Here is a 4,001-nt window from a genome sequence, read left to right as displayed (position 1 = left end):
CCATTGTTAACCCCATTGCTGACACCTCGCTCACCAGGCCTCTTGCCTGCTGCTGTGGATGTCATTTTCCTACTTTTCAGGTAGTTTTTTTCATGAGGCAACGAATCGCATTTCAGGTAGATTTTTAGATGAGGCAATAAGTGGTGCGCGCCTGACGGGATATTGGCGCTATGATTTCCCCAAGGTCGAAAAGTTGGGAAATCATCTAGCGCCAATATACAATCACTAGATGCGTTCCAGACTTACATAACTTGGAACGCATAGTGATTGTATTCGAACCCATATACAGATCGAATTGAGAATAAAGTTCGCGCCTGACGGGATTCGAACCCATAGCCTTTGGCTCCGGAGGCCAACGCTCTATCCATTGAGCTACAGGCGCATTAGAGTTATTTTATCATGGTTTTCAGTTGAAGTCTATGAGGTGTTTTTTACCAGATTTCAAATCAATATTGTGATTATAATTATCCCAATTTGGAACCCTGGTTCGATTGAAGACGATTTGGTTATTCGCTTATCGTGACGGTTTTCTCGCAGGCATCGCTGCCGCCGCTGTCGTCGACGACCTTCAACGTGACGGTATAGGTTCCCGCCACATCATATATGTGGGAAGCCTCCTGCCCGCTGGCCTTGGCGCCGTCGCCGAAATTCCAGCTCCAGCTGACGATCCTGCCGTCGTGATCTACGCTCAGGCTAGCGTTGAAGTAAACCGTTCCACCCACGGTCGGCTTGACCGGCGATATGGAAAATTCGGCCACGGGCAATTCATTCGCTTCCACTTTCACTTCGATCTCCGCTTTCTTGGCGCCCGATTCGGCGGTCACCTTGGCGGTTTTTTCCGTGTTTAGATAATCGCTCACCCTGCCGCTGGCATCGGTCAGGCGAACGCTGTTGCCGTGATCAAGGATTCCATAGCTGGTCGAAAGAATAATCGGAATGTCGGCCAGCGGATTCATGGCTTTGTCAAATGCATAGACATTGATCAGCGAACGTCCGCCGCCAGGCTTGAGAACCGTCGGATTGGCTTGAATGGTCAGGATCTCAACACTGCCGGTGCCAATTTGAATGTTCAATGGCGTTGGCGTGGCGACGATCGTGCCGGAACGCGCCGTGATCTCGGCCATGCCGTTGCGGTCGCCCGAAACAAATTCAGCCGTCGCCTGCCCTTGCATCAACTCGACCGCGGCGGTGATCGTCCCAAGCGTCGCTGTGAACGTAACCAAGGTGTGGTCATGCAGGACTTCGCCGTCGGTATTGAAGCCAATGACCGTGATAATGGCCTTGTCGCCCCTCGTTTTCAACTGGCCCTTGTCGGACGAAATGATGAGCGTGGCCCCTTCCACGGCAAAAAAAGGCACTTTTTCGCAGGCCGGCATGATCACGAGCAGCAAAAGGGCCAGCAAGCCCGCAGCAATTTTAATCGGTTTGATCATCATTGATCACTTTTTTTTCAAATGCACGTTATCCTCGGTTCCCGACAGGATGGGCAGGAGATCTTCTTCGGTAATGTCGGGCATGCGCAGAATATGCGGCGTGATGCTCAAAATGATATCAGTTTGGGAAATTTGCCTCATGTTAGATGAAAAAATATCCCTGAGGATCGGTATTTTGGCGATGCCGGGAAAGCCCTTCAGCGAGTTGCGCTCGGAATCGCGCAGCAATCCGGCCATGACCCCGGTCTCCCCATCCTTGAGCCTGAGGGTCGTCTTCACCGAGCGGTTGCCGATGGTTGGAGGAATGGTGGTGCTGCCGGGGCTGGTGATGAACGTCAGCTTGAAATCCAGTTCCAGGGTGATTTCGGCGTCATGGTGGATGGTCGGCGTGATTCCGATTTCAATGCCCACGTCCTGCAAATCGAACGAGGTGATCGGCTGCTGCTCCACCCCGCCGGTGGCAAAGGGCATGAAGGTGGTGCGCGGCACCGGGACCTTGTCGCCCAGCTTGATCTCGACCTTGTCTCCGTCCAGCCCGCGCACGTGGGGCCGCGCCATCATCTTGGAATCGCTGTCGCTTTCCAGCAGCTTGTACAGTATCGAGGGAAAGGTGAAATTGAAGTCCGAGGCGTCCAAGTAGTAAAAGCGGTTTCCCTTGACGTTTTTGGCATCCCCGACCGTGGTGATCCCCTGGCTGATCTGGTACTGCGAAAGCTCTAGGCCATACTCGCGCAGCTTGTCCTTGTTCACCTCCAGGATTTCGACCTGCATCATGACTTCGGCTTTTCTCTTGTCATAAAAATTGATCAGTCTCTCCACGAGCGCCACCCGGTCCTCCGTTTCGCGCACCGTGATTGAATTGTGGGTCGGATCGGAGGAGATATTCTTGATCTTCGCCACCCGGGTGATCAGTTTGACGCATTCTTCGGCATTCAGGTTGGATAGGTAGAAATTTTTGATGATCTGCTCGTCGTATATTTTGTGTTTGGCCTCGGTATCGGGGATGATGAGGATGGTCTTCTCATCAAGCACTTTGTAGAAAAGCTCCTTCATTAGGCATATACGGTCCAGGGCCTGGGAAAAAGTGATCTCCTCCAGCGCGATGGCCAGCTTGCTGTTCCTGAAATTGGGATCGAACAGGATGAGCAGCTGCTTCTTCTCGGCCTTGGCCAGGCTGTTGGCCGGGTTGTATTCCAGCGCCTTGTCAAGCTCCAGCAGCGCCAGTTGTTCATTTTTTTCCTTAATATGCTGCAGAGCTTGGCGGTAGTAGTAATTCGAGGCTTCTATTGTGGCCTCGATCAACTTGAGCCGGAAGCGAGCTTCATTGGGGCTGCGCGTGGCCGCCTTGATATAGTTCTCGATGGCCTCCGGGTACTTTTCCTCGCTCCTGAGCTGCTCCGCCTTGCGGAAACTCACCCCCCCCGTGGCGCAACCGCACATAATCAAAATTATCAGGAAAAAAAAGTACTGTTGCTTCATTTGGCGTACCTATTCACCCTACTCCTGAAAACGGCTGCCGAAAGCGGACAATTCGAACGGCCCGAGGTTTTTAATCTTGTCATAGAGATTGCGGGCGTATGCCATCATGACATTTTGTAGCTGTTGGCGCCAGAGCACTGCCGCTTCTATGGTGGATTTGCCGACCAGATCCGTGGCCTGGATGGCATCGTCGAGATTCAACAACAGCGTCAGGGCGTCATCTTTGCCGCGGTTTCTGATCCGGTTCAGTGGCGCTATGGCCTTTTTTGCCTGCGTATCGCCGTTGACATTGATTTCGGTAATGATCTCGACCACCCGGTCAGTAACCTTCTGCACCACCTCAAAAGTGAGCAGCGCCTGGTCAACTTTCTGCGCGCCATTGTAGATTTCACTCTTGATATCAAAAGTGCCGATAGCATCGGGTAGCTGCAGCCAATAACTGATCACTTTCTCCTCGTTGACCTTCAAATTGACGTCCCACTTGATTCCTTCCCCAGACAGCGGCTGCGGATTGAAACCGTAAGCGGTCGCGGTTTGCGGGATTATCTCTTGCACGCGGAACACTTTGTCGGCACTGGTGTTGTTCTTGATCCGCAACTCCATGGGCATGACCCGCGCCAGATCCGATCGGCTGAACACTTCCTGGTTGAAGAGATTGACGGCGTTGAGCACCATCCGGGCAAACATGTCGCCACCCAAACTCCACTCCAGCGGCACGCAAATGGTCAACACCTTGCCGCGTCCGTACTCGTGATAGGCCAGCAGCGGTTTTTTCCCAATCTTCGTCTCACCGACCACCTGGGTGTCGGCAGTTAAAACTTCAAGCATCAGCTTGCAGTTGGCAAGCAGCACTGCGCTGCCGCCGCTGCCGAGCAAGCCCGGCAAAAGGGTGATGTTTTTCTCGCGCTGCACCGCCGGCAGGCTGCGCACCTTGACGCCGCTCAGTTCCTGCATATACGTATCCGCCAGGATGCTGTCGGCAATGTAGATCAGGCCTTCGCCGCGGCTCACCCGCTCTTTCAGTTCTTTCTGCAAATAAGGCGCCAGAAGGCTGCCGAAAACAATGTTGATATTGTTTTCTCCTTTCTG

General features: G+C 53.1%; 3 protein-coding genes and 1 tRNA gene. All 4 read right to left on the bottom strand.

Translation table 11 applies throughout. The features are described 5' to 3' along the window. Window positions 1-309 precede the first annotated feature (309 nt). A tRNA-Arg gene (locus tag NTW95_15670) sits at window positions 310-382 on the bottom strand. A gap of 124 nt (window positions 383-506) precedes the next feature. Further along, window positions 507-1,436 carry a PKD domain-containing protein gene (locus tag NTW95_15665; protein ID MCX6558843.1) on the bottom strand — a complete coding sequence of 310 codons (930 nt, stop codon included), beginning with the start codon at window positions 1,434-1,436 and terminating at the stop codon, window positions 507-509. A 3-nt stretch (window positions 1,437-1,439) separates the two neighbouring features. After that, the gene (locus NTW95_15660) at window positions 1,440-2,873 is read right to left on the bottom strand and encodes a hypothetical protein (protein MCX6558842.1); all 1,434 of its coding nucleotides are present in this window, start codon (window positions 2,871-2,873) and stop codon (window positions 1,440-1,442) included. Between the two features lie 57 nt (window positions 2,874-2,930). Continuing rightward, window positions 2,931-4,001, bottom strand: a 1,071-nt coding sequence (locus NTW95_15655; GenBank protein ID MCX6558841.1) for a hypothetical protein, incomplete at its 5' end; no start/stop codon positions are given.

The sequence above is a fragment of the Candidatus Aminicenantes bacterium genome (assembly GCA_026393795.1).
GTDB lineage: Bacteria > Acidobacteriota > Aminicenantia > UBA2199 > UBA2199 > UBA2199.
This window is presented reverse-complemented; position numbering and strand designations above follow the sequence as displayed.

Coding starts and splice junctions, on each gene's coding strand:
- NTW95_15660 (MCX6558842.1), bottom strand. CDS start 2,873: ATGTGCGGTTGCGCCACGGGGGGGGTGAGTTTCCGCAAGGCGGAGCAG.
- NTW95_15665 (MCX6558843.1), bottom strand. CDS start 1,436: ATGATGATCAAACCGATTAAAATTGCTGCGGGCTTGCTGGCCCTTTTG.